22 protein-coding genes are annotated in these 25,416 nt (G+C 42.3%); 8 read left to right on the forward strand and 14 right to left on the reverse strand.

Translation table 11 applies throughout. From position 1 onward, the window contains the following. Positions 1-192 precede the first annotated feature (192 nt). Positions 193-372, forward strand: a complete 180-nt coding sequence (locus CYCME_RS11965) for a hypothetical protein (RefSeq protein ID WP_020933180.1) — start codon at positions 193-195, stop codon at positions 370-372. 45 nt (positions 373-417) lie between these two features. On the opposite strand, the gene CYCME_RS11970 is transcribed toward CYCME_RS11965, so the two are convergent. The 11 genes from CYCME_RS11970 to CYCME_RS12020 form a co-directional block, all read right to left on the reverse strand. Further along, positions 418-1,824 carry a UvrD-helicase domain-containing protein gene (locus CYCME_RS11970; RefSeq protein ID WP_020933181.1) on the reverse strand — a complete coding sequence of 469 codons (1,407 nt, stop codon included), beginning with the start codon at positions 1,822-1,824 and terminating at the stop codon, positions 418-420. Beyond that, the gene (locus CYCME_RS11975) at positions 1,824-3,530 is read right to left on the reverse strand and encodes an ATP-dependent nuclease (protein WP_020933182.1); all 1,707 of its coding nucleotides are present in this window, start codon (positions 3,528-3,530) and stop codon (positions 1,824-1,826) included. The genes CYCME_RS11970 and CYCME_RS11975 overlap by 1 nt, the downstream gene beginning before the upstream one ends. After that, entirely contained in the window at positions 3,514-4,938 is a 1,425-nt protein-coding gene (locus tag CYCME_RS11980) for a Shedu immune nuclease family protein (RefSeq protein ID WP_020933183.1), read from the reverse strand. The genes CYCME_RS11975 and CYCME_RS11980 overlap by 17 nt, the downstream gene beginning before the upstream one ends. A 193-nt stretch (positions 4,939-5,131) precedes the next feature. After that, complete coding sequence (locus CYCME_RS11985; protein WP_020933184.1) at positions 5,132-8,158, reverse strand: type I restriction endonuclease subunit R; 3,027 nt, start codon at positions 8,156-8,158, stop codon at positions 5,132-5,134. A gap of 11 nt (positions 8,159-8,169) precedes the next feature. Continuing rightward, positions 8,170-9,165 (reverse strand): virulence protein RhuM/Fic/DOC family protein, encoded by a 996-nt coding sequence (gene rhuM, locus CYCME_RS11990; protein WP_020933185.1) that lies wholly within the window; start codon positions 9,163-9,165, stop codon positions 8,170-8,172. Between the two features lie 13 nt (positions 9,166-9,178). Then, positions 9,179-10,330, reverse strand: coding sequence for a DUF4268 domain-containing protein (locus CYCME_RS11995; RefSeq protein WP_020933186.1), 1,152 nt, complete (start codon positions 10,328-10,330; stop codon positions 9,179-9,181). Between the two features lie 12 nt (positions 10,331-10,342). Next, positions 10,343-11,731, reverse strand: a complete 1,389-nt coding sequence (locus CYCME_RS12000; protein WP_223253197.1) for a restriction endonuclease subunit S — start codon at positions 11,729-11,731, stop codon at positions 10,343-10,345. Beyond that, a complete protein-coding gene (locus tag CYCME_RS12005) occupies positions 11,728-14,151 on the reverse strand; it encodes a type I restriction-modification system subunit M (protein ID WP_020933188.1) in 2,424 nt (807 codons plus the stop codon). Before CYCME_RS12005 ends, CYCME_RS12000 begins: the two co-directional genes overlap by 4 nt. Continuing rightward, entirely contained in the window at positions 14,151-14,330 is a 180-nt protein-coding gene (gene mads1 / locus CYCME_RS12010) for a methylation-associated defense system helix-turn-helix domain-containing protein MAD1 (protein ID WP_020933189.1), read from the reverse strand. The genes CYCME_RS12005 and mads1 overlap by 1 nt, the downstream gene beginning before the upstream one ends. Positions 14,331-14,452: 122 nt before the next feature. Beyond that, positions 14,453-15,850 carry a relaxase/mobilization nuclease domain-containing protein gene (locus CYCME_RS12015; RefSeq protein ID WP_144276115.1) on the reverse strand — a complete coding sequence of 466 codons (1,398 nt, stop codon included), beginning with the start codon at positions 15,848-15,850 and terminating at the stop codon, positions 14,453-14,455. Then, on the reverse strand, positions 15,795-16,313 hold the full coding sequence (locus tag CYCME_RS12020) for a plasmid mobilization protein (RefSeq protein WP_020933191.1): 519 nt from the start codon (positions 16,311-16,313) through the stop codon (positions 15,795-15,797). Before CYCME_RS12020 ends, CYCME_RS12015 begins: the two co-directional genes overlap by 56 nt. Before the next feature lie 643 nt (positions 16,314-16,956). Here CYCME_RS12020 and CYCME_RS12025 point away from each other — a divergent pair. Further along, positions 16,957-17,142 carry a hypothetical protein gene (locus CYCME_RS12025; protein WP_016390411.1) on the forward strand — a complete coding sequence of 62 codons (186 nt, stop codon included), beginning with the start codon at positions 16,957-16,959 and terminating at the stop codon, positions 17,140-17,142. A gap of 349 nt (positions 17,143-17,491) precedes the next feature. Beyond that, complete coding sequence (locus CYCME_RS12030; protein WP_020933192.1) at positions 17,492-18,781, forward strand: DUF6538 domain-containing protein; 1,290 nt, start codon at positions 17,492-17,494, stop codon at positions 18,779-18,781. A 1-nt stretch (position 18,782) separates the two neighbouring features. Here the strand turns inward: CYCME_RS12030 and CYCME_RS12035 are convergent, their stop codons facing one another. Together CYCME_RS12035 and CYCME_RS12040 are read right to left on the reverse strand one after the other, a co-directional pair. Then, positions 18,783-19,238, reverse strand: coding sequence for a hypothetical protein (locus CYCME_RS12035; RefSeq protein WP_020933193.1), 456 nt, complete (start codon positions 19,236-19,238; stop codon positions 18,783-18,785). A gap of 67 nt (positions 19,239-19,305) precedes the next feature. Next, the gene (locus CYCME_RS12040; RefSeq protein ID WP_020933194.1) at positions 19,306-20,028 is read right to left on the reverse strand and encodes a hypothetical protein; all 723 of its coding nucleotides are present in this window, start codon (positions 20,026-20,028) and stop codon (positions 19,306-19,308) included. 195 nt (positions 20,029-20,223) lie between these two features. Between CYCME_RS12040 and CYCME_RS12045 the strand changes: the two genes are divergently transcribed. The 5 genes from CYCME_RS12045 to CYCME_RS12065 all read left to right on the forward strand — a co-directional run bounded on the left by CYCME_RS12045 (position 20,224) and on the right by CYCME_RS12065 (position 23,801). Then, a complete protein-coding gene (locus CYCME_RS12045; RefSeq protein WP_020933195.1) occupies positions 20,224-21,909 on the forward strand; it encodes a type IV secretory system conjugative DNA transfer family protein in 1,686 nt (561 codons plus the stop codon). 182 nt (positions 21,910-22,091) lie between these two features. Beyond that, positions 22,092-22,523, forward strand: coding sequence for a hypothetical protein (locus tag CYCME_RS12050; RefSeq protein ID WP_020933196.1), 432 nt, complete (start codon positions 22,092-22,094; stop codon positions 22,521-22,523). Between the two features lie 4 nt (positions 22,524-22,527). Further along, positions 22,528-22,923, forward strand: coding sequence for a hypothetical protein (locus tag CYCME_RS12055; RefSeq protein WP_020933197.1), 396 nt, complete (start codon positions 22,528-22,530; stop codon positions 22,921-22,923). 12 nt (positions 22,924-22,935) lie between these two features. Then, positions 22,936-23,187 carry a hypothetical protein gene (locus tag CYCME_RS12060; protein WP_020933198.1) on the forward strand — a complete coding sequence of 84 codons (252 nt, stop codon included), beginning with the start codon at positions 22,936-22,938 and terminating at the stop codon, positions 23,185-23,187. Positions 23,188-23,297: 110 nt separating this feature from the next. Beyond that, positions 23,298-23,801: a DUF1643 domain-containing protein gene (locus tag CYCME_RS12065; RefSeq protein WP_020933199.1), complete on the forward strand. Its 504-nt coding sequence runs from the start codon at positions 23,298-23,300 to the stop codon at positions 23,799-23,801. Positions 23,802-23,810: 9 nt separating this feature from the next. On the opposite strand, the gene CYCME_RS12070 is transcribed toward CYCME_RS12065, so the two are convergent. Beyond that, positions 23,811-25,082, reverse strand: a complete 1,272-nt coding sequence (locus CYCME_RS12070) for a tyrosine-type recombinase/integrase (protein ID WP_020933200.1) — start codon at positions 25,080-25,082, stop codon at positions 23,811-23,813. Between the last annotated feature and the right edge of the window lie 334 nt (positions 25,083-25,416).

Raw genomic sequence — 25,416 nt, forward strand, 5'->3', positions numbered from 1 at the left:
ACCAAATTTGAAAACGCGTGAACCCACGCGGCCTTTTTAGCATCCACATTAACGTGAATAGCGGTTTATTCCTGCAAGCATAAAATGCTTCTCCATTGCATTGCGACCACAGGTGCAGGCAACCACATATTCTCGACCACGCGGCTTTACAAAGGCCGTGGTTGTCACGGCCTCCAAATATAGGAGGTTACAATGAGATTAGTAACAAAATTTGAATTAGCAGCCAAAAGCACATATCAGCTTCACGGCTTACATAAAGAAGCTTTCATCGAGCTGATAAAAAGCAATGCACGTACGCTACAGCGCACCAATGCTTTGGCTTCACTGCAAAATATCGAAAATGAACTTGTATCAAGGGTTTTACACCCTTGAAATCGCCTAATGGCCAAAGGAAATTCGCAATCAGTCAAATAGGACTCACATTGGATAAGGATGGAGCTGTCTGTTTTCAGTTATAACGATAAGTCGACTACAGCACCTAGTTAGTGCCACATAGAGATTTTTAGGGCATTTAATTTTGTGGGCATCTAAAATTAGTACCGTATCGAATTCTAGACCTTTCGTAAGAAGTGTAGTGCCAATATGGTTGCCATATATTTTCCGACCTTGCCTTCTTACGATGTTTCTTTGTTTCTTCATGGCTTCATAAATCGACGAGCCATCTTCTCTAGCAATAGTAATAGCTGAAATAATAGATTTATATATTTCTATACGAGTACAGCGCACCTCAGGCATATTTTTGACTTGTTCAATTGCACGGGCTAGATCATATTCAGATGTTATAGCATCAATGTTTGTTGAAACTAAGCCAGAGATTTCTTTATCGGCCTCTACTCGTTTATTTTTCAACCCGTTTTTATTAAACCAGATGTCTAAACCTGTCTTATCAAATAGTTCATAACTGATATTTCTTACTGATAATATCTTGTTTGTTAAGTCAACATTATCACAAAGCTTTGCAATTCTATAAAAATCTTTGTCATCTATACTTTCTATTGTATTGATACCTCTAAACCTTTTAGAAAAGTCCACCCTTTGTTGCTTCCTTGTCGGGTCAGGGTGGATTACTAATAAGCTATCCAGCGTTCTTAAATTATGAATCGTTCTTTGATAATCAGTTCCGTGCCTGTATTGCTCGGCCTCTTGTGCCTGCACGATTTCTACGTTCAAATAATTGTTTAAATCTAAATCTTCCCCTTGCTCCAAGGCAATACGCATACTGTGTAAATCCTGAGCAAGCCCGTTACTCCCAGCATTGTTCCATCTGAAGGGAATTGATAGCGATGGTGCTTCATAAAATTCATCTAGGTCGTTATCGAAATCGACTAATTGTTGTTCCCTAAAACCAAATATACCTTGCATCGGATCACCAAAAATATGGATCGGGATACCTTTTGATAACTCTTGAAGTAAAGCGTGTTGCTCTTGTGTACAGTCCTGATATTCATCTACGAATATTCTTTCATAAGAATTTTTGAGAACATCTTGAATAATTTTGGTCGCGCAAATCTCTCTAGATTTCTCAAGCATAAAGCTATGGAATTCATTAGAGGTATCCTGCTCAGGAATATCACCACCTATATAATATGAATTGGTATATTTTTGAGAAAAGCTACTTATTGTTTCTACATGATATTTTTCAGGCGCGACTAATTGAGCCTTCAATTTGTCTTTAATCGCAGCTACGCCCGCATGGGTGTGGGTAAGGATTAATGCTTTATCCTGCACATGCTTAACGCATTGGGCTAACGAATGTGTTTTCCCGTATCCTGCTGGTGCAATTATTTTTGATTTTTGATGCGACAGAAACTCTTCATAGTCCATTAGCTGTCAACCCAGTCACTAATTCCTTGGAGTGTTTGCCTCAATTTCTTTCCATCTATTTGATCAAAGTATTTAAAAATGATCTGACCTAATTTTTGTCCATGATCAATCCTCTTAAACCATTCCCTTTTTTTCAAAGACGATGCACCTGCCAAGGCCTCTCTTAATTCTGGTGTATCGCCAATATTATCAATCCAATCAACCGTGAGCGTTCCCTTAAGGTATTTAGCGTTAACAGATTCTCTTAATTGATCATCTGATAAATTACGAGCCTCTTTGGCATATTCAATAAGCTCTAAAACAGCCTCCCAGGGCAGGTCTTTAAATACTTGTTGTTCGATTTTATTTTTGTCATCGCAATCATAGATTTCTATAGCATTATTCTTTAGAACATCCTTTGAGGGGTTTAGCTCCTCATCTCGATCAGAGTCACAGAATGCAGCGGTATCTATCCCTGCATCTTTGATATTATTAGCTCTTTCTGTAAACGAATGTCCAGCTCCATCAACGTAAGCACAATCTTTAAGCGATAGTTGGTCATTTCCCATCTCGCGCCTGAATTTATCTAACGCACGGCATATTCCGACTTCAGTTGCGCCCTCACATACAATGACCTTTTTCGCGAAAAACGCCTCAGGACAAGCCCTGATTACTCCCTGCAATATATCGTCCTGTATTTTCAGATTCTTTGATACGATTTCACCAGATACTTTATTTGCAACCAAAAGTACCAAGTCCTTGCTACTTAATTCCGTTATGACTTCACGCGAATGGGTTGTGATAATGACTTGACCTGAACCGTTATCTTTTAAGTTTCTGACAATCTGTCTAACACGGTCTGGCTCTAAGCCTTGCTCTAATTCATCAATCAGTGCAATTCCACCACCTTCGGCGACAGCAGTCTGAATTGCTATAGAGGCTATTCTTCGCGAGCCCTTTCCCATGAGCCTGAATGGTACTTTGCCATCATGGAGGCTTACTTTGCCTTCACTAATAGAAATATCTTTAAAATCGATAGTGCTATTTATATTATCCAATCCAAGCCCAAATCCCGCAGCTTGAGATTTGATCTTATCTGTAATGATTGCAAGGTATGTGAAGCTCTCGTCATCAAGTTTAACCTTGGCTTCTCTCATAGCCTCTAAAACATGCTTATTTCTTTCTCCGTCAAATTCGCCCGTATTAAGAAGAGAATATAAAGGATTTCCTTGTCCCCATGAAAAATGACTATCCAGATAGTCTGAAATCATAAAGCAATTTAATTTGCCACGATCACCTTGTTTTATTTCTTTTGGCTCCTGGTCTCGTCCTGTAATGACGTGCCATGTTGGTTCCAAAGTATGATCAACAGTAAGTTTAATCGTTAAAACCGCGCTATCTTCATCGCCAAGATCATCAGCTATATTTCCCTCTGCATCAACAGCTCGAAGATACAAGCCGAATTTTCCTTCAGTTTTTAGAGCGTCAGGTATATCGGTTAGCGAAATTACAATTTCAATCGGATCAGATGTATCTAATTGGTAGAAGTCAGTATCGTAGAATGCATGATTCCACCTTGGAGAAAGGATTGCTTTGATTGCTTCCAGTACAGTTGTCTTACTGCTGTCCCCCCTCCCGATTAAACAAACAACATTGCTAGAAAACTTTTGTGAGAAAGACTTAATTCCACGATAGTTTTTGATATCTATTTCAATTATTTTGCTCATGAGAGCTGTCTTCCTTGTTTTCTAGGTTTTCGCTGGTTAAAAATTCGTGTAGCTGCTTCAATTTTTCAAGTACTTCATCGAATGTAATTACATCTACATCCTTAGAATTTCTTCTAAATATTTCAAAAGACTTTCTCTCATCATGCCCTTCAGGTGTCGTGCCTATAACGAGCACGCAATGAACCGAAAATGTTTCAATATCATAATTTCTCGTATTTTCTTTTATTGTAGCTATTTCTTTTTGCAGCTTATATCTTTGATCAAGTGTTTGATTTAATGATCCTGACAGTTCACCTGAGGGTGAAAACACGCCTTCTCTATATTCCCTTGCATTTAGAAGTTTTGCGTGTGGATTTTTAATTTCAACGATAGCCGTATTATTCGTTTTAACATTCTTGCTTAGAAAGTCAGTTATTTTATCGCCTTTTCCAGAAAGCTTTCTTCCACCAACAGAGGCCTGATCCTGAATTTTAATAATCGGGTATCCAAATAGAAGGTTTAGTATGAATGGATTTTCTTGAAACAAATCCTGCCATTTATCTTCAGCGAGCTTCTTTCCTATCATCTCCGAAAAATTTGACATAAGGTCTTCTAGAGATACAAGTTCAATTTCATTCTTTAGTTTTACGAGAGAATGGCTATCATCACCTAATATTTTTCTGGCATTTTTAGAGACCGTTTTTATGATATGTTTTCTTTCACTTTCGGAGATGTTTATATCTCTTATATCCGAAGCCTTTGCTATTGATCTCTCAATATAGGTGTCTTTTATGTCTAGTGGTTTTTGCGGGAATTTTTTATCATCTATAAAAAAGCATAATGTGTTATAGGTCGATGCTCTTTTAACTTTTCTAGCAGTCTTCTGCGTTGCATATGAAACCCGATTAATTCCCTTTCTTATCTCGTCATAATCTGAATATTTTAGCGTTATTATTTTATTCTCTTCATCTAATGAAGTTTCACCATCTTTATCAATTACTAAATGCTCAAAATCTAGTTCTTCGAGTGTATCTACAATAAATTTAAAATCCTTTAAAAACCCAAGCCCATAGTTAAAATCCTTTACAAAGCCAGATGGCAATATATCTAGCATTTCCTCAACTTCCCCTTGATTTGTAGCCAGTCCAAAATCAAAGTTTGAAAGGGTTATGCTCTTCAGTTTTGGGTACTTGTATTTTAAGAATTCAGGGTGTGTGGCAAAGGTATTTATTGGAAAAATCTGTATGTAATTGTCTTGCGCATTTACGTCGAGTATAGGCACGATGTAAGACATCGGGTTATCTTCATTTAATCCAGCATCCCTTAACTTTTCCTTAGGGGGAACGAAGCTAAAACTATAAAACCCTGGATGCTGCTCATCCTCAAGTAAAATTCCTCTGGGCTTATCTGGAATTATTGGATTTGCCATTAACACTCCTTCAACAGTTCACTCTTTAATAATTTAACTCACGAGAACAATCAATGTTCGCTTTAGGTCGAAAGCACTCATTTCTATAATATACGCTACTCTACCGACATCCCTTTAACTACATAAAAAACCACTCATAATTGAGGAATGCACATTTCATTAGCGTCCAGTAAACCGTTAGCAGCAAGTTTTTCTACATATCCACAATGCGCTGAATACTCTGCTTCCAAGACGACTTAAAGGCATCATCACCAGCAAACAACTTGTATAGCTCTAGCTCGTCTTTGCGGCGCTGAAGCATTATTTCTTTTAATATTTTTTCGAATGCCAATTCACGGTTATGTGGATCGGCGTTGTTTTTATATTTGTCTTCATAATCTGGGTGCGCTTTTACGCTATCTGCTATGTTTACAAACTTAATACGTTGCTCTTCGGGTGTTGCACTCCAACCTTGGAACCAGCGTTCATTGAACGTGTATATGATGTCATCCAATGGGTTGGTTTCTTTGTCGCCACCGTGCGCCCCTCTTGGGTTAGGGTTTTGTGGATCTAACTCTGTTTCTTCTCCGTCCAAACCAATAGTGTGGCTTAGCTTAACTCTTTGAAGACCGTATGAGCTCAGATCAACTGAATCCAATAATTCATCTAATAATTCAGCATCAGGATCTTGAACTTTAAGCTTGGGGATCAGGAACTTTAAGAACCAGAATAGTTTTTCCCATACAGCTATTTCATAGGACATAATTGAAGCCATCTGGCCGTAGATTTTAACAAACTGCTTGGCTTTGATTTTGAAGTCGATTTTGGCTTCATTTTCTAGCTCCAATTCAATATTGAATCGGGCTGCGGCAATATCGATTATGGGGCTTAGACGTTGTGCATCTTCATTGTCAAAATACCGTTTTACAAACTCTTCAACTTCCGTCCATTCATAAACACCTACATCATCCATTTCATCTTTTAATTCATGGAGTACATTGACATCAGTCGCTTCAGACAGTGAGGTTGCTGTATAGAATGGATCAAATGCCGTTTTAATTTCTTCAATAGAATTGAAAAAATCTAGCACGAAAAGATCTTCCGTTTTCTTGCCTAGCTTAGGAGCTGACCTGTTTAAACGCGATAGCGCCTGCACACACAAAACACTCGCCAGCTTCTTATCTACATACATCGCGCAGAGCTTAGGTTGATCAAAGCCTGTGAGATACTTATTTGCCACTACGAGAAGGCGATATTCGTCTTTATCGAATTTATCCTTGGTTTCATTCTCAGCAAAGCCATTCATTTCAGCTTCAGTGTATTTGATACCATCTACTTCCTTCTCGCCCGAGAAAGCAATCACGGCCTTAAAGGGGTTGCCCTGTTCCTCAAGGAATCGTGTTATGGCTTTGTAATAGCGAATAGCCGTTTCAATATTCTGTGTCACTACCATACCTTTACCTTTGCCTTTAAGCTTCTTGGCGTTGACGACATGCGGCACAAAATGCTCCAGCATAATCTCAGCTTTGGTATCTATCGTATGTTGGCTGCTCTCAACGTAAGCCCTGAGTTTTTTTTGCGCTTTCTTGGTATCAAATTCAGGGTTGTCTTGAATCGACTTTTCGATTTCGTAATAGCTTTTGTAAGTCGTGTAATTAGCCAGCACATCAAGAATGAAACCTTCTTCAATCGCCTGCTTCATAGTGTACAAATGGAATGGCTCAAAGCTGCCATCAGGCTGTTGTTGTCCAAACTTTTCTAGGGTGGTATTTTTAGGTGTAGCGGTAAACGCTAAATATGAGGCATTGCCACGCATCTTGCGTGATTTCATCGCCTGTAGAATCTTGTCTTGAGCGTCTTCCGCCCCTTCCACCTCAGATTTACCCATTGCACGGTTCATGTTGTCGTGGGCTGAACCTGACTGCGAACTGTGCGCCTCATCAATAATGACAGCAAAGCGCTTATCGCTAAGATCGGCAATACCATCAATAATGAATGGGAATTTCTGAATAGTGGTGATGATAATCTTCTTACCATTCTCAAGTGCAGACTTAAGCTCCGACGATTTATGGGCTGGCGCAACAATGTTCTTCACTTCCGAGAAGTCTTTGATGTTATCGCGAAGCTGCTTATCGAGTAAGCGTCTGTCAGTCACAACAATCACTGAATCAAATAATGGCTGATCTAAACCTCGGCTACCTTGAACACCCTCGTTAGCAGGGTAAGTTTCAATAAGCTGATACGCAGCCCAAGTGATTGAATTAGACTTACCAGAACCCGCCGAATGCTGAATTAAGTATGTTTGGCCAACGCCATTCTCAGAAGCATCGTTAACCAACTTTCGTACCACATCCATTTGATGATAACGCGGGAAAAACAAAGTGCGCTTGTTAAGTGGGTCTTTGCTGCTACCGTCCAGTCTTACAAAGTGCTGAATAATATTGGCTAAGCTTTCTTTGGTGAAAACCTCTTCCCATAAATAAGCCGTTTTATGCCCTGTTTGGTTTGGTGGATTGCCTTGACCGAGGTTATGCCCTTTGTTGAACGGCAAGAAGAACGTCGCCTTACCTGCCAACTTGGTCGTCATATAGACTTCATCGGTATCTACCGCCATATGCACCAGACAGCGACCAAAATTCAGAAGTGGTTGATTCGTATCTCGATCTTCACGGTATTGTTTTTGCCCGTGGTATCGGGCAGTTTGATTTGTCCAAGCGTTCTTCAATTCTAGGGTAATCAATGGAATACCATTGATAAACAAAACCATATCAATTTCTTGCAGCGGATTAGCCTGCGAATAACGTAATTGGCGGGTACAGCTAAACAGGTTTTCAGAAAAGTTCTGTTTAACCTTCTCACTACTGCTAGCCAGCGGTGCTGGATACATTAAATTGAAGTGAGCATCGTCAACGCTCAAGCCTTTCTTGAGCAGATGTAAAATACCGTGTTTTTTGATGAGCCGGTCAAAGCGCTCGTATATTTTGCGTTGCCAGTCGTTAGGGTTATTGCGTTTGATCTTTTCAAGCTCATCTTCCTGCGTTTTTTCTAAAAACGCCCAGAAGAAACGCTCATCGAGCGCATACTGCTTATTAAAGTCGATAGGGCTACCCGGCTGGTAATATTTATTACCATAGTCGGGGATCACTTCTTTTACTTGGTTTTTGCGCTCTTCCAAACAGCTACCCACCAAGGCTGTCTCGATTGCGGCCTCCAGCGCCTGTTCGTTTGTTTGGCTAACCATGCGCGATTTCCTTAATCTTGTTTCAGTAAAATAAAATGCTCGACCAATCGAATCATCAATTCTTTATGTTCTGGCTTGCTCTCTGCAACCAATAAAGCCAGAGCCACCAAGGTGTTATCGTTAATTATTTGCTCTACAGGCTTTGCCAATAAGTGCTGATGCAAGCGCAAATACCACAGGAACAAAAAGGAACCCGTGCGTTTATTGCCATCGGCAAAGGGGTGGTTTTTAATCACCAGATACAACAAATTTGCCGCACGACAGGCCACATTGGGGTAAAACAGCTCGTCGCCAAAACCCTGCTCAATGGTGGCAATGGCAGAGGCCAAGCCCTCACCGCGTAACTGGCCAAACAGCTCGGTTGCTTCGCCTTTGGCTATTAAACCCTTCTTTAACTCAGTAACGGCTTTCAGCACAGATTCCAATTTGAATGCATACATTTTCGATTGTTGTTGCTGGCTATCAGTGAGCGATTGCTCATCATAGGCTTGCAATAAACTCCAACTACGGGCGTAATCACTAATCACTGCCAATACCGCTTCGCCCGATTCGTTAATCATTTGCTGATTTTGCAAAGTGGACGATAACAGGCTCAACGCCTGCTCCATTTCAATACCGCGTTGTGCCAAACGCTGCTGATTTAGGGTATAGCCTTCGACCAAGTGCTGTTTTAAAGTGCGTGTAGCCCAAATACGGAACTGGGTGGCGCGTGAAGAGCTAACCCGGTAGCCTACCGATATAATGGCGTCTAGGTTGTAGTGCTTGAGCTTACGTTTTACCTGCCGTTTACCCTCTTGGCGAACTACCAAGAAATCCTTGGTAGTTGCCGACTCGTCTAGCTCCTTGTTAATAAAGACATTTTTCAAGTGCATCTGCACGTTCTCTGGCGTGGTGTCGAATAAGTCCCCCATTTGCAATTGGGTTAACCAGAGTGTCTCCTCCTGTAACTCGATAGCAAGCTGAACTTGCCCGTCATCACTGGTGTAAATTTCTATTGGATTGGTCATACTAGCCTCCTTGCTAATTTTTATTGAGTTTCAGTACTTCAGAGGCTTTCTGTAGCGGTGTTTTTAACGCCTTTTCCAGCTTGGTCATGTGGGTAAGATGCCACCGCACCCAGTCACCCCATAATTCACGATTAAATCCATCGGCAGGCTTTGTATACTGGATACGGCAGGATTTTTTATTCTCTAGTGGGAGCCACTCTAAGTGATCACCAAAGGCAGCATCAATCTTTTCACGCTGCTTGCTTAATTGCTCAAATAGAAAAGAGTTGTCCTCTTGATTGGCTCGACTCAGCCATAATTCAACACGTATTTCTTTTTGATTAAAAATCAAACTAAAGGGGCAGCCAGTTACACCCGAACCAGCATTTAGCCAGTGATCTTTTTTGCTTGGACTGACACTATTGTATAAAGTGCATGAGCTATTTCGGAACGCTTCCAGTAACAGTTCCCAGTAATCATGCCTTACTGTATGGCGATGCTTTCGAACAATTTCAGTGCTCTTCTCTTCTGCTTCTTTTGCGTTAATACCGATCATCAACTCCTTCGCTTCAGGCGTGGGAATAATTTGATCAATATTGATAAAGAGCTGCTCACCAAGAGAATGCGGCGTTACTTTAAAACATTGGATATTAATACTTTGACCTAATAGCCACAGTGCGGTGCTGGTCACTTCTTTGCGGAAGTTAGCAGCCACCATCATGATGCGTTGGCTATTACCAAGATTGAGCTTTACCTCATCAAGATCAGGCGCATCGAGGAATTCGCAGATTTGCGTTGAAGCATCCGTAACAACTTCGTCAGAAGACTGCTTGTCGTATCGGTTGAGATACTGCTGGAATATCTCAACGATTTGCAGTTTGGTTAAGCTGGCGCAATAGGACGCATATTTTAGCGACTGCCAAACCACATCACGGCCACTGTCATCGAGCTTGTTCTCGATAATGACCAAGTTCCCGTCTTTATCAAGCGCCAAAAGGTCAAGGCGTTCGCGGGTATCATCAAAGCCATCAAATTCCTTTTGGATAATGAGCAGCTCTTCGCCCAAGGCAGAAGGCTCATATGCAAGCCATTCTTGAAGGTGCTTGCGCTCAGTAAAACCAAGCTCACTGAATGTCTTGGTTTTTACTGCCTTTATACGATTGCTTTGATAATTGACTGTAAACATTTCACTTCCTTGCTAAGCCACTTTGATTTTGCCAGTTACTGCGCTGTTAATCAGAGAGGACTTATACTCTTTAAGCTTTCCGATTTGCTCTATTTGAAGACTAATCGAGGCATCAATCTTTTCTGATATATCCTCTAAGTATTCGAATATTTTCATTTGCTCTTTCACTGGAGGAAGCGCAACCAATAGGTTCTTCAAAAGTTCTTGGCTTAAAGAAGCGCGAATAACCAAATTCATCTCAGTAACAAAATACTCCCTCATCATAGGAGCATTAAAATAATACTTTGAAAATTCTTTGGTTAACTCAGTACTTAATGTGCGAAATCGAATAAGAAAACCTGCAAAGGTTGCTCTGTCTATCGCTTCGAAGCAAATAGAAGCAAACCCTATTTCATCAACCGTTTCCGAAGTTCTAGTAAAAAAAACGTCTCCAGACAGAACAGAATAGAGTTTCTGATCGCCACTTGAGGATTTAGCCAAGCCCTTAACATATGAAGGTAATACACGATTTTTATATACATCCCCATAGCTAACAAAGGGAAAGCCTTCACCAAAATACTCGGCTCCGGCACTTATACCATTTTGAGTATTACCTAAATATCTTAGCTTTTTTACCTTCCAGTGCTTGGGGACTTTCCCCATCCAATCCACACCTGAACCTTTCATTGGCACATTTGGATTAAGCCCTTGAGTGACAGCTTTTTGAATAATGATTTGCTTCCGCTCTTTAAGCAGTGCGATTTGCTTTTCTTTGATAGCAATCGCTTCGTCGATTTGTGCTGTCTTTTGGTCTAGAAAATTGGCAATACTAAACTGTTCTTGCGGTTTCGGGATTGGCAGCAAAGAATATCTAAGCTCCTCATAGCTTATGTTTTTCCCTTCTCGTATACCAACGACCGATGTTTGTAACTCCGAAATGAAAGCCTGACTTTTGAACAAGTACTTATAATAACCACTGCATAAAAGTGAGTGTTTAGCTTTTAAAACCGTATAAGCGGGACTTATGATTCCATCATGGTGGCAATACTCAAGCCCACCTTCAAACGACCTCAGACTGATGGCAAAGTCTCCCTTCTTAATAAATTTAAAACTTGCCAGATTCCCTGAGGGCATTACCATCCTGTTTTCAACCCACTCTCTGGGAACAACTCCTTGAGTTTGCGTAACGGAGAGTAAAGTTTCGCTAGCTTTATTTTTCACTGATGTATCTCGGTAAAGATACTTCATTTTAATAGCGTCCCACTGGCGTGGTAACTCACCAAGCCACGCAACACCTGAATCTTTATATGCTTGATATTTTGGTATTGCTGCTAAAGCATTACTCGGGCTATCCCTGCCCTCACTCTGCGAGCCAACGGCTGAGCCGTTGTTCAAATTTGCTCCCGACAAATTTGTCATCATGCTTCTCCTTGAATTTCAGCAACATCTACACCCAGTATTTGCGCAATTAAGCCTTCGGCTTTCTGCTCTAAGTCAATAATATCGTTTGCCACTTCACTCAGTTCTCGAAGTGGTTTATGGCGATAAAAGTATTTATTAAAGCTGATCTCGTAACCAATCTTAGTACTATCTAAATTGATCCACGCTTCTTCAACATGCGGCTTCACTTCTTCTAAGAAATAGTCATGAATTTCTTGAGCGAGGGGAACAGATTCTGAGTCGCGTAGATCTGAATTTGGCTCGTAAATAATATATTCGCCTGCACTATTTTTATCGTCGCCGCAGGCGCTTGTAGAGTAATAACCAAAGTCTGCTAATTGATTTTGAGAACATCCTAAATGGTTTAACAGCTCTTCCAACTTGGTGTCTGAAAGCTTCACGACTTTCTTAACGACCTTTTCTGCATGCTCGTCATACCAACTAACAGCATTTAATATCGCATTTTTCTCTGGTGCAGACAGCTTGATTTTTTGTTCTTTGAGTACAGCATCAACTTTGACTTTAAATAGATTAAAGTCTTTAAATTCATCACTGCCAATTTCTTGCATGAGCAGATTAGCGGCTTCAAGAATAGCACGCAGCTTCTGCCAGTATTTCTCATCCAGTAGTTTTGATTTGGCTTTGGCGTTAACACTAATATCGTTGTCTTCGCACCATTCTAAAATGTCTTTGCTTATGCCTTTTAAAAAGCCTTGGTCGTAGACTTTATCGTCATGCTCTTCAAACAAGTGCTCCATCACTTCTAACAATGACTTATCAAAGCGTAGCGGCGCAATGGCTTCTGGTGTGAACTTGGCTTTTCTGCGATCAGGGCGTTCGATATTGACTTTGTGATAACCGAAATCTTCGTTCTTAAATACTTGGCTGGCTATGCCAACAGCATCGTTATTAGCATCTAATGTCCGTTCTATATCAGCACAATCAAGGTAAGCTTGTGTAATTTCAGCAATATGTTCTGGCGCAAATTCACAGTTCTTATTGCCTAGGTTTTTGCGTAGCTTTCGGAATAGCAAACTAGCATCAATAAGCTGAATTTTGCCTCTACGCGCTTCTGGCTTGTTGTTATTCAATAGCCAGATATAGGTTGTAATACCTGTGTTGTAAAACAGGTTATTAGGTAGCTGCACAATGGCATCGAGCATATCGTTTTCGATGATAAAGCGGCGGATATTACTTTCACCACCACCAGCATCACCTGTAAACAAGCTAGAGCCGTTATGAACTGAAGCTATTCGCGTCCCCATTGGACTTGTGGATGGTGATTTCATCTTGCTCACCATCTCCATAAGAAACAGAAGCTGCCCATCACTAGAACGCGGTGTTGCATCAGCGGTTTCTTTATTGCCCCAATAGTCCGTTAGTTCGACCTTGAATCGCGGATCAATAACTTCGCCGCCGTCTTTGATATTCTTTTGCTCTGAAGCCCAGCTTTTTCCGTATGGCGGGTTTGACAACATGAAGTCAAATCGGTCAGACGCAAATTCATCCGTTGAGAGCGTTGAGCCTACTTTGATGTTTTCAGGGTTATTACCCTTGATCATCATGTCCGACTTACAGATAGCGTAGGTCTCATCGTTGATTTCTTTACCGTACAGGTAAATATCACGCTGCACTTGAGATGAAGCGCTGGCTGGATACTTCTCTTCAATGAAGTTCTGAGATTCAGTCAACATCCCACCGCTACCGCAAGCAGGGTCATAAACAGACATTGTTAGCGGTAAATCATCTTTGATAGGATCAAAAACAAGATGCGTCATTAACTCGATTACTTCACGCGGCGTAAAGTGCTCACCAGCTTCTTCGTTATTTTCTTCGTTGAATTTACGAATAAGCTCTTCAAATACATAACCCATACCCAAATTTGTTAGGGCTGGTAACTTGTTACCGTCTGGATCTTCTACTTGGTTAGGAGTGAGGTTGATATGCGGCGAAACAAATTTCTCAAGCACATCAAGCAGCACATCTTTACCTGCCATATGGCGAATTTTTGATAGCAGCTCAAAACGCTCAATAATCTCTTTTACGTTATCACTGAAGCCATTGAGGTATTCCTCAAAGTTAGCTAGCAAGATTTGCTGATTGTTAGTCGCTGTGCTGAATAGGCTTTTTAACGTCCATTTAGAAACATTGTAAAACACCTGACCTGATGCCGCCTTGAGCGGCTCATCATCAAGTTCTGTGGCATTCATATCTTCTTTCTGAAACTTAACTTCGTCCAATACGGCCTGTTTGCTTGGCTCAAGCAATGTATCCAAGCGACGAAGTACCACCATAGGCAAAATTACATCACGGTATTTACCACGCACATAAACATCGCGAAGACAGTCGTCCGCGATATTCCAAATGAAAGATACGAGTTTATTGTGTACAGAATGATCCATTATTTAGCCTTGTTTTTTTGTTCTTCGATCCATTTAAGGACATCTTCTCGCTTAAACCGCCAACTGCCACCTACCTTAAATCCGGGCAATTTACCCTCTGCGGCTAGTCGATACGCGGTTTTCTCTGCCAACTTGAGATAGTCAGCCACCTCTTTCAAGGTCAGAATTTCATCATTCATAGTTTATCCACCCATGAGACTATAAGGGAGAATATGAGAAAATCGGGGAATGAGCAAGGTAAAGCTGATACTTAGGGTTAGTTTTATACACTAGATTGCAATCGTCTAAACATATAACGTGATCAATCCAGATCACGTTCTCTACGGTTCTTGCGGGCTCTATTGATAGCTTGCCCGTCTTTATCTTGTTTTGGCTTGTCTTGGCCTTTATCAAGCGTTGAATCCTCAAAGCCTTGGCGTAATTTGTCGTGTTTCTGCTCAGCGCGTTGCTCTGCACGAATTTGCTGTATGGTTTTAGCCAGTTGTCTGCGTTCTTCGAGCTGGCGTTCTTTGTTCTGGCGCATTTGCTTTTGCAACTCAGCGCGTTCGCGGTTGTGTTCGAATATCATTTTATGGCGAGATTCTGCATGCTCAGCTTTTACGGCATTGAGTTCTTTGCGGCCAATCAGGCGCAATCGCTCGGCTTTACCTGTTACTTTGTCGAAAAAGCCCATTACGCCTTTTCTAAAACGACTACGCACTGTTTGCATTGTCGCTTTGCGCTTTAAGTTATGCTGTTCTTGCTGCTCGCGCCGCTCTTGGCGCTGCTTCTTTATTAACGCAGCTTTCTGATCTTCATAAGGTCGCATTTGCGCCTTGTGCTGGTTTTTCAGTGAGTTTACCTTGCCCAGCATTTCTTTGGTGTAGATATTGCGAATACGCACATTTGTGAGGGCGATAGATGGCAAATCGTCGGGCGAACCTAAGCGCGTTTTAAGTTCTTTGGCTTTAATACCACCATGGCGGGAAAGCGAATAGACTTTCTCGGTATGGTCAATCACCACAAAGCCGCGCTTGTCGCCCCTTGCGAGAAACAAGCCAGAATCTTTCAAAGCCTGTTTAAATCTTTCACTATTATCTGAGCTTTGCCACGCTTTCTGGATTAGTGATTTAATCTCTTTGGGATCAATACCGTGACGTTTAAGCTTTTGCCATTCGCTGTTGGCAAGCTGAAATGCATCGCGCTCAGCTTTGTTTTGTAAACCTTGGGGCATTGCCCAGCCGTTATCTAAATAAAGCTCGCGGCTTATTTCTGTACATTTATTTTTGAAATGCGACATGTTGATTGCACGCATGTTGTCTACATCTATGCGTGACCAAACCACATGGCAGTGCCGCCGTCCCTCTTTCTCATGGAACACCACGACACGTGGCTGATCCGTGAGCCCAAGCTTTTGTTCAAGCTTGGCAAAGGCGGCATCAAACTGGCCTTGTTTCACATCCGCATCCTGCGGTGGATTAAAGGACACAGAAAACAAAGGCTGCTGGCATTGCGTGCCCTTAGAGACCGCATCGATCTCTAATAAGGCCGCATTTAAAGACTGGCCAGCCAGCCCTCGTATTTCATGTAACGTGACATGATCATTGTCTTGAGTGTTCGCAAGGTGGTTAGCCAGATTTCTGGCACCACTACGTTGCGAGGCTTTAATGATCATTCCGTTGCATTCCACTGTCAGGATAAAGCGGCGTAGAGTCATCATCTGCATATCCTAGCGCCTTCATGACAGACTCACGGATCAGTGTCAGGTCTTCCAGCGCCTGCTGGAGCTCTGGCACTTCTATTGAGCCGTGTACATTGAGCTGGCGTGCGATTTGGTTAAGGTTGTTACCAATCTTACCCACAGAGCCCAGAAGTTTCGCCAGCTCAGCCTTATCGCGCACAGGTCGCTTTGCGCGACGCGGAGGAGGAATATCAAAAATGGCATACTTGCAATAACTCCCCATGGAGATGCCAGCATCTTCAGAACGCTGCTCTAGTTCTTGACGTTCGTTAAAACTGAGCCGCAAAGAAAACGGTGCCTGCCGCTTTTTCTTGGGAGTTGGTGCCTCGCCATTTTTTGCAAGAATGAGATGATTGGGATCACTTGCCGCATTGAAAATGCCGGACAAGTTATCAGGTGGAAAATTGCTATTGCCGCCTAAATTGTTGAATTCGTTTTTCATGGATTTCCCCTCCGCTATTTACGATGGGGATGCAACGGGGGTTATGTAATACAACCCCTTGCCCAGACCGTGTGGTACTACCACACACATCTGGCGTAATCGGTAACTTCAAGTTTATGGCAAATTCCTTACCATTCCGTTAACGCTAACCAATCGGGTTATACAGACTAAGCCCTGCACTTAAAGGTAAAAACTACCCGTAAAAATTGCATCCCAAAATTAAGTTAAGGACATCCTATAAAGTAATAAAGGGGTGCGTAAATAGCTGAGAAGCAAGTAATTTTAAACAGCAATGACAGGCCAAGACAAGCCCAGACGGTACGTTAAAAATAATTTTCAGAATAAGTATTCAGGCTGTATGAATTTCAAATGATTGCGGCATAAGAATATGCAGAACAACCTATAGTTAAGCGTTTTTTAACCAAAATATGATCTAATAGACATGTTGCAGTAGCCCGACTTTACAGGGGTTTATACCCCAAGTCAGGCTGCTTTTAGTAATCGGGGGTGCAACACGAGGGGGATGTCTGCTTCAGGCTTGACATGCCCCTTATTACACCTTCATTTATTACTCTATCACAGGAAGATTTAACAAAGCTTTAAGCGGTTAAATCGAGTGGCTAACAAGAAAAGGAGTAATACCATGTCACAACGTGTTTCTGACGAAGAACTGAAAAAAGCTTATGAGGTTGCGGCTAAAGTTGTCGCTATTCATGGCGAAACCTACCTGCCTATTTTTGAACGATTAGAGCGTGAATACGAAGCCAGAATGCAAACTAAGAAAGCGTTGGCACGCGCGCAAGCCGTTGCTGAAAATGTGAGCATCTAAACTTACCCAAAGGCGAGTTTCTCGCTTGACGGTTTTTCATTGACTTAATCGGTCATGATCTTTACTTGTAACTCAAAATCGCTGGGATACTAAAACAGGCATAAAACGGGATACATTTTAAAGTATCACTTAAGGGTTAAACACTAAGGCATTGAAATTGCTAATAAAACCAATTTCACACTTGCCACATAGGCAGACACCGTGTCCGCCATTTCCCTTAACAATATTTTAAATAATTATCCGGTAACATATTGTATAGGCACGATTTTGCTTTTTACTAAGCAGTGCTCCGTCTGTTGCATCCCCGATTTGAGTTACATTTTGGGATACAAATTGGGATACATGGACGATGACCGATTACTTGATGCAAAGAAATGGCGTGTACTATTACCGCCGCAGAGTGCCAGAATATGTGGCACATTTTGACCCTAGAAAATTTGTGCGCAGCTCGCTTCAAACGCGAGATCGCCGCGAGGCAATGCGCAAAGCAATGATTCACAATGATTTTATTGAAGAATACTGGCGCAGCCTCGTTATTCAGCATGGCGAGCCCAGCCCTAAAATCGACTATAAGCTTGCAGTAAAACGCGCAAGAACCTTTAACCTAAACTACCGAAGCGCTGTTGAAATCAGCGAAGCGCCCATTGATCGCATCGTTGAGCGCATTACCCATATAAGCAAAGAATTAGACAGCACCGACACGGTAAAAGCCGTACTTGGCGGCATCGACAAACCCAATATCTTGCTTAAAGACTGTTTAAAACAGTATTGGGAAATCACAAAAATTCGGCTGGTTAACAAATCCTCTAATCAAATCAGAAAATGGCGCAATCCCAGACAAGCTGGTTTTATGTTTTTTATTGATGTACTTGGTAAAGATAAAGCGGTACAGGACTTACAGCGTTCTGACATTCTTAAATTCCACACGGCATTGAGAGACCGCATTGCCAAGCGGGAAATATTGGCCAATACGGCCAATAAGAACCTTGGCTATGTGAAAGACATTCTCGCCACTATTGCCCTAGATAATGAAATAGATATAAATTTTCGTCGCCTCTTTGAGGAGCTTAAATTTAAAATGGATAAAAATTCGCGTCAGCCTTTTGAGGCCAGCTATGTTCAGAATACTTTGCTTAAGGGCGATGCTCTTGCTGGGCTAAATGATGAAGCGAGAATGCTGATATTCGCGATGAGCGACACAGGCGCGCGCGAATCAGAGCTGATTGGGCTGCGCAAAGAGGATATTATCCTTACTGGAGAAATTCCGTTCATTTGGATTCAGCCTTATGAAGGCCATGCATTAAAAACACCACATTCTGATCGCAAGATCCCGCTTGTCGGTGCATCTCTGCATGCGTTCCAAAAGCAGCCACATGGCTTTCACCGCTATAGCAACTCAGATACTGCATCCACAGCGATTAACAAATATCTACGTGAGAACGAATTACGGCCAACGCCGAAACAAACACTTTATTCACTGCGGCACACCTTCAAAGACCGCTTGCGCGATATTGGTGCGCCAGAAGAAGTGATTGATGAACTAATGGGGCATAAAAGCCGTGGCCCGAAATATGGCCGTGGTCATCTGTTAGAAAAAAAGCATGAATGGCTGGAGAGGATTGCTTTTGAAGTAACTTAGGTCAGCCGACAGATGTCTTATTTAGTTCTTCAATAACCAACTGGAGGTATGTTGTCACCCGATCAACATAAAAGTTAAGCACATTCTGGCTATTGTTATCGAAGGTATTCAGTAACTGCTCGTATTGTTTTCGCGTCATCTTAAAATCAAAATGCTTTTCACCGTGTTCCTTATGCGTCAACCAGACCGATGTGCTAACAACTTGGGGCAAGGCTAGATTGAAACAGCGGTCAACTTCAGGATAAGTGAGTAATTCACTTTCAAGATCCTTCAAGAACGCTCTGGTAAATTGCTCATTAAGCTGGACGCGGAACCGTCCTAAGTCACTGGTGCTTGAATGTCCTGTTTCTTGCTTATGCAGGGCAAGGCAGCGATAACACGCAGTGCGCCCACATTCACAGTTATCTAAGTTTTCGTCAGAAAAACTTTCACCACACCCAGAACAAATCGCTCTCATTTTTGTAGTCCACAAAACCTATTTAATTAAAAGTATAACGGGACTCAGAAAAAAGACTCAATAGCGCTTATATAGCTTCTTCATACAGTGAAAAAATAAGCAGCATACACAACACCATATTGCACTTCGCTTCGAATATCATTGACTCTAGCTTGTTACGTTTATCTTCATCGACTTGCGATAGCATTTTTTCATGCATTTGTGCGTGAGTAACGCCTGTTGCATTACTTTCATGAATCGTCTGCGACATCATCACCGTTAACACCAGATAATAAAGCTTACAAAACGCATAATGCCTTGGGTATTGCGCTTCGCGAATACCATAGTTTTTCTCAGACAACCGGATCAGTAAATTTAAAATACGATAACGAAAAAAATGATGGGTTGCCGTTTTTTCCTGACCTTGCTGGCCATTTACAGTGATTGCCCCCGTATCTCTGTAATTCTTAAAATCTTCATAGGTTATTTCTGAGCCATACTGGCCTAATATTCCACCTGATTTCTCTTTCAGCAATTCCAGCATTTGATTAAACACTGCGACATCTCCGAACTTGGTGATGAAGTCGCCCATTTTATTATTGCTGGTTGGAAAGTGGCCATCTAATAGCCAAACAACACGTTCACCGATATCGGTAAATATTTTTTGTACGGATTGGCGTGAAATGCCAACTTGATCAGCGCATTTTTGAGCACTCATGCCCATTGTGTATCCGGCAACCACTTTAAAGACCGTCGCTTGCGGGATTTTTGACGCTTCATAAAACGGCTTCTTTTTATATCGCCTGACCATATTCCCGCTCTCAAAACTTTATTTAAAAAGCCCTAGATCATACCTGAATTTACAAGCGGGGCAATTTGCTTGGCAAGCTTCGGCGAAGCGCTGGCATGCTGTCACCGCTTGGTTATTATCGTCTTAGCTTTGCAAAGCCTTCAAAAATTATTTTAACCAGTTAGCTCCTGAGACATCAGGGGCATGGAGGCTTATATGATCCGTAGAGAAGATCTGTCCAAAATCCTAAAACCTGTCAGTTGGGCAGTGTTTTGGGGCTTATCAGCCAGCGCTTGTGTTTATCACCGCGCTGAGCTGCCAATACTTGCCGAACTAACAGCCGCATTTTGCGCCTATCGTAGCTGGAAGAACATTTCAGAATCATGGCCTTTATGGCTGCATGGCCATTATCAGTATCTACTTTTAAAAGCGGCGGAAACACCGTCTGAAAAATTTGGTAAAGCTGGCTTTGCTAGCGAAAAAGACATCGAATCTGCTGGTTTGTTTGATCCGAATAATGGCGTACCTATTGGCTGCTTCAATGGTCGACCGATGTTTTACCAATTTACCCATGCCTTATGCGTAGCGCCTGCTGGCTCAGGCAAGTCGATTTCAATTGCTTTGCCGTCAAAGCTCCACGGTTATCGTGTAAGCGATGAGAAAGGCAACAGCGAGGCGGTCTCGGTAGTTGTTACTGACATTAAAGGTGAGATTGCCGCGATGACTGCGCGAATGAGTGAGGCGCAGCATAAACACAAAGTGTTTTACCTCAATCCAGATCAGCTATTTGGCTTTCCTAATAGCTGCTTTAACCCGCTGCAAATGGTGATTGATGATATGGCGTATCCGCCAATGAATCAAAACGCCTTAGCAGACGCGCAAGAGTTAGTGCATCAGCTTTTGCCTGAGCCTGCTGAAGGCGATAAGAACAAGTTCTTTCGTAGCGGTTCTCGCAATATGATTTTAACCGCCATGCTGTTTCTGGCGGCTGAAAATCCAGCGTGCTGTACCTTGCCTGAATTGTTTCGCATTGTCAGTAGCGCCAAGCGTTTAAAAGAGCTGCTTGAAGAAGCTGCAAATTCAACGGCTTTATCCGGTGATATTGCGTTGCTTGCCTCTGGCCTGCTGGATGCAGAAGAAGATTACTTTGCTGATTTTCTAACAGGTGCATTGCAGGTGCTTATGCCGTTTAGCCCTTCTACACCGCTGGCGCAGTCAGTGAGTAAAAGTGACTTTACCTTTGAGGCGCTAAAACAGGAAAAAACCAGCGTATACATTATGTCACGCTATGACCGCCGCGCAGCCTATGCGCCATGGATTGGCCTTGTCACTAAAGCGGCCATCAAGTCATTGATCCGCACTGAAGGCAATGTGCCTGTGCATTTCCTGTTGGATGAAGCAACGAACATTCCATTGCCTGGTCTTGCTAATGACTTAACCGCTTTACGCGGCTACGGCTTGCGCTGCCAGTTTATCTGTCAGGCAAAAAGTGAAGTGTCACGCATCTATGGTAAGGAAGCGACCCAGACCTTTTATTCTCAAACTGATCTCAAGCAATTTTTTGGTGTTTCATCGCTTGAAGAAGCAAAAGAAATATCAGACATGCTGGGCAACCACACTATTAAAACCCATAGCTTTGGTACGTCGGCAACCAGTCCTGATGCAGATCTAAAAGACTCTATTGCTGAAACGACCCGCGCCTTAATGCGACCAGAAGAAGTGCTGCGCATGCCCAATACCGATCAAATCATTTTGGTCAGTGGCGTAGCGCCAATATACGCAGAACGGCTGCCATACAACCTAGTGAAGTCATGGCATGCCGCGCTTGATGAAAATCCGCTTGAAGGTGGAAAGCTTCCCCCTAATACGCAAATGAATATTCGCTACAAGGAGGTGCACTAATGCAAAAACTGACTGTGCGCTTTCGTAAGAAAAAGCGCTACCGATTTTCGCTCTCGTGGTTTTTGGGATCGATATTGAAGCTGCTGCTTTGGATATGGGCGCTCAGAGTGACCGTTATACCGAGCATTTTTATTTACCTGCTGTATCAGTGCAGCACTTAGCAGACATAAAGGAGAACAACCATGTTTAACGTATTACTCGAAAAATGTGCAGATTGGCTACTACCCATCATTGGCGGCTGCCTTGTGTGGTATAGCGTGCACTATTTTGCATTAACGCCGCGCATTATCACTATTGATAGCAAACGTTTCTACGTGCAGGACAGTTCACTGCCAAACCAAGTAAACAACTGTTTGCGCGAACGTTTAGGGCGACAAGTATTGCAAACTGGATTAATGGAAGCGGCTTTATACACCGCAACCCTGAAACATTTGGCAGAGCCATATCAAGACGTTTTAGCCAATGCCTATGTAGCTTTGGATGAAACCTGCGGCGTGAGCTACGCAAGACGCAAAGCACTAGAGAAAAAGCGTAGCGAGGCTGAAGCAATCAACACTATTAAGAATGTAACTGAAAAAATTAAATTCTGGCGCAAACTACTAACGGGGAAATAACATCATGCAAAAAATAATTTATAGCAAAGACGACATTATTGTGAGCACAGCGCTGTTTAAAACAGCGCGCCGCACCTATCGCATAAGCGATATTGAAAAAATCGCCATCAAGCGGCCTCTGCTTTGGTTTTCACTGCCCATAGCGCTTGGTAGCTTTGCGTTACTCAGTAACTTTCAAAGCTACCTCTATGTGCATGAGCGCTGGTTTTGTATGGCTGGCTTTATATTGCTGCCTTTAATCGGCTGGTTTATCGCGACCTTAAATGTGACATCCAGAGCTTACACCAATGACTTAGCGGCCATTGGCTGGATGCCGACATTATCGGCAGCCAGAAACGCGCTGGATACGGTTATTTTTAAAACGAATGACAGGGCTGATGTGATCAGCCCTGAAGACTAAAGGGGAATAATCATGGTTAGAGAATATTTATCAACTAAGGATCTATGCCAGCGCTTTCGCTGTTCGTCACGCACCATTTTTCGGCGCATGACGCGCGAAGAAAACCCATTCCCGCAACCGCTTATCAGGCAAGCAGGCAGCTTTAACCTATGGTGCGCGGATGCTGTGACAGAATGGGAAGCGCTTGAAATAGAACGATCCGAGAATAGCCGCTGGGGCGGCATTAACGCCAGCCCACCAACGCCAGTTCGACGCTGGCATTAAAATAGCTCAAAAAAACGGGTGCAATTACAGCACCCGTTTTTTTAACTAGGCCTTAAAGTTAATGATGAATTAATTGAATTTAGATACTCTAAAGAGAAAAAGGGTATTTCATGTACAATTTATATGTATCAAATGATCAAGATACTGCGCGTTTTATTTTAGGCAAGGAAGGTAAGCGTAAGCTATTTGTTATTGGCTTGAATCCGAGTACAGCAAACAAAGAAAAATCAGACACAACCGTCGCAAAAGTGGAGAAAGTTGCAAAGCTAAATAGCTTTGATGGATTTGTCATGGCAAATCTATACCCTCATAGATCGACAGACCCAAGCAACCTTCCTATTTCAGTTGATAAAGGCCTGATTAAAAGAAATATTGAAGAAATTAGAAAACAAGCAAGTCTAGATAGCTCTCCCGTATTCTGGGCAGCATGGGGTGGAAACATTGTCACAAGAGAATATCTGACAGCGGCCTTCCATCAGATCGATGCTCTTGTTCGTGAGTTAAACGGGACATGGGTCAATTATGGAGAGCTCCTAAAAGGCGGCCATCCTCGTCATCCTTCACGATTGTCCTACTCATGGAGCTTCCAAAATTTTGACCCAAACCTGTATTAAGATAAAAAACTAAAAAGCTCTTTTCCTGAACGCCACAATCTTATCAGGCTCGTACACAGGGCTTCGCGGTCTATCATCCACTAGCGCAAATAGCTTTTCACACCACGCTTCATAAGCTTCGGCTTGTTCTGCCAAATAATCATAATGATCATAAACCCGCGCCACCTGACTACCCACAGCATGGCCGAGCATGACTTCGGCCACGTGGAAGCTGGTGAGCGTCGAAAAGCGTGAACGTGCAGTGCGGCGCAGGTCGTGCATTGAGAAATGTGCCATTTCATAGCTTTCATTACGGCGTAGGTGCTGCATGATGTTATATGGCAGCGCCAATGGCGCACGAATGCCCATAACCTCGTCTGAACCATCATTGGTAAAGGCATATTGGCTATCAGGGCTCAGTGCAAAAGCTTGTTTTAAATAGACTGCGATAGATGGCGTAATTGGCCGTAATAACGGCTTGCCGCTTTTCATACCGAGCTTGTGATTTTCAGGTGGGATCGTCCAGATCCCCGCTTTAAAATCAAAATGCTGTTTTTCGGCCTGTCGCAGTTCGCCATTGCGGCAACCATAGATTAGGCAGAGCTTTACAAATAGTTTGTTCTTTGGCGTGATACGGGAATTATTGACCGCCAACCAAAGCATTTTGATTTCATCATCATTCAGGACACGATCGGTAGAGCGTTTCTGGATTTGTAAATCTTCTTTAGCGTAGATGTCAGACAGCGGGTTGATTGGCACCAGTTTGCGTTTCATCGCGAATTTATAAAGCTGTTTAGCATTCACCAAAATACGCTCAGAGATTGCAGGTTTGGTTTTAGCGAGTGCTTCTAAGATTTCCAGCCATGCATGTAATGTGATTTTCTCGGCTGGCAATTTGCCGAGCTTTGGAAACACATGAATTTCAAAGCTGCGCTTGATTTCTGTGTGGCCTTTTTTGTTATGAATGCAATATGCCTCATACCATAAATCAAAAAGCCCTGTGAGCGATTCAGCGGCGATAATGGCTTGCTTCTCAAGCAAGCGCACCACTTTGGGGTCATGTCCCTGCTCAAGCTGTTTTTTAAGGCGCTGCGCTTCTGTTCTCGCTTCCTTTAAACTCATCAGTGGGTATGAGCCTAGATCTACACGGCCAGCTTTACCAAAATACTGGTAACGCAACGTATAGGTAATTTTACCTTTCGGAGACAACCTAGCGCTCAGACCATCACGATCTGTTTTCTCTGCGGCTTTGTCTCTCAGTTTTCTATTGTTGGCTTTTAGCCATGTTTCAGTCAGTGCCACCTTTCAGTCCTTAGCCCGCTTTGCGGATCTGTTTGTACAAATTTTTTAAGGAAGGTTTGTACAACGAAATTTGTACGAGAATTTGTACAAATTTCTTCTGACTGAGGATGACACAGACTGTCTTGAGATGGTGATAGGACAACCAAAGACGCGTTATAACATTTTGTTTTTAATGAAAAATATGTCTTTTGTTGTCTTAACTTGGCTTAGGTAACTTTATTCGGGTGGGAGATAATGGCAAACGTTCGCCGTTTTTTAAATTCGCTAGACATGCTGATTAACTACTTAAAATAATGATTTGGCATTATACGGCAAGCGATTGTTAGCTAATAAT

This window comes from Cycloclasticus zancles 78-ME (assembly GCF_000442595.1).
Classification (GTDB): domain Bacteria; phylum Pseudomonadota; class Gammaproteobacteria; order Methylococcales; family Cycloclasticaceae; genus Cycloclasticus; species Cycloclasticus pugetii.

Coding starts and splice junctions, on each gene's coding strand:
- CYCME_RS11965 (WP_020933180.1), top strand. CDS start 193: ATGAGATTAGTAACAAAATTTGAATTAGCAGCCAAAAGCACATATCAG.
- CYCME_RS11970 (WP_020933181.1), bottom strand. CDS start 1,824: ATGGACTATGAAGAGTTTCTGTCGCATCAAAAATCAAAAATAATTGCA.
- CYCME_RS11975 (WP_020933182.1), bottom strand. CDS start 3,530: ATGAGCAAAATAATTGAAATAGATATCAAAAACTATCGTGGAATTAAG.
- CYCME_RS11980 (WP_020933183.1), bottom strand. CDS start 4,938: ATGGCAAATCCAATAATTCCAGATAAGCCCAGAGGAATTTTACTTGAG.
- CYCME_RS11985 (WP_020933184.1), bottom strand. CDS start 8,158: ATGGTTAGCCAAACAAACGAACAGGCGCTGGAGGCCGCAATCGAGACA.
- rhuM (WP_020933185.1), bottom strand. CDS start 9,165: ATGACCAATCCAATAGAAATTTACACCAGTGATGACGGGCAAGTTCAG.
- CYCME_RS11995 (WP_020933186.1), bottom strand. CDS start 10,330: ATGTTTACAGTCAATTATCAAAGCAATCGTATAAAGGCAGTAAAAACC.
- CYCME_RS12000 (WP_223253197.1), bottom strand. CDS start 11,731: ATGATGACAAATTTGTCGGGAGCAAATTTGAACAACGGCTCAGCCGTT.
- CYCME_RS12005 (WP_020933188.1), bottom strand. CDS start 14,151: ATGGATCATTCTGTACACAATAAACTCGTATCTTTCATTTGGAATATC.
- mads1 (WP_020933189.1), bottom strand. CDS start 14,330: ATGAATGATGAAATTCTGACCTTGAAAGAGGTGGCTGACTATCTCAAG.
- CYCME_RS12015 (WP_144276115.1), bottom strand. CDS start 15,850: ATGATGACTCTACGCCGCTTTATCCTGACAGTGGAATGCAACGGAATG.
- CYCME_RS12020 (WP_020933191.1), bottom strand. CDS start 16,313: ATGAAAAACGAATTCAACAATTTAGGCGGCAATAGCAATTTTCCACCT.
- CYCME_RS12025 (WP_016390411.1), top strand. CDS start 16,957: ATGTCACAACGTGTTTCTGACGAAGAACTGAAAAAAGCTTATGAGGTT.
- CYCME_RS12030 (WP_020933192.1), top strand. CDS start 17,492: ATGACCGATTACTTGATGCAAAGAAATGGCGTGTACTATTACCGCCGC.
- CYCME_RS12035 (WP_020933193.1), bottom strand. CDS start 19,238: ATGAGAGCGATTTGTTCTGGGTGTGGTGAAAGTTTTTCTGACGAAAAC.
- CYCME_RS12040 (WP_020933194.1), bottom strand. CDS start 20,028: ATGGTCAGGCGATATAAAAAGAAGCCGTTTTATGAAGCGTCAAAAATC.
- CYCME_RS12045 (WP_020933195.1), top strand. CDS start 20,224: ATGATCCGTAGAGAAGATCTGTCCAAAATCCTAAAACCTGTCAGTTGG.
- CYCME_RS12050 (WP_020933196.1), top strand. CDS start 22,092: ATGTTTAACGTATTACTCGAAAAATGTGCAGATTGGCTACTACCCATC.
- CYCME_RS12055 (WP_020933197.1), top strand. CDS start 22,528: ATGCAAAAAATAATTTATAGCAAAGACGACATTATTGTGAGCACAGCG.
- CYCME_RS12060 (WP_020933198.1), top strand. CDS start 22,936: ATGGTTAGAGAATATTTATCAACTAAGGATCTATGCCAGCGCTTTCGC.
- CYCME_RS12065 (WP_020933199.1), top strand. CDS start 23,298: ATGTACAATTTATATGTATCAAATGATCAAGATACTGCGCGTTTTATT.